The 212-nt window shown below is 57.1% G+C and carries 1 protein-coding gene; it reads left to right on the forward strand.

Annotated elements, in window-relative coordinates:
- The coding region (locus A3E77_RS14865) for an FAD-dependent oxidoreductase (RefSeq protein ID WP_293647311.1) at window positions 1–212 on the forward strand (212 nt) is incomplete at both ends.

Raw genomic sequence — 212 nt, forward strand, 5'->3', positions numbered from 1 at the left:
ATGAACAAGGAACAGTACGAAGCTTTCATCGCAGCCCTGCTCGCAGGGCCCAAGACAGAGTTCAAGGAATGGGAAGGCACGCCCTATTTCGAAGGTTGTCTTCCCATCGAAGTCATGGCCGAGCGCGGCACCGAAACGCTCCGCTTTGGTCCAATGAAGCCTGTCGGTCTCACCAACCCTCACGACCCCACAGTGAAGTCCCACGCCATCGT

Origin of the sequence: Sphingopyxis sp. RIFCSPHIGHO2_12_FULL_65_19 (assembly GCF_001830555.1) — a bacterium.
GTDB lineage: Bacteria > Pseudomonadota > Alphaproteobacteria > Sphingomonadales > Sphingomonadaceae > Sphingopyxis.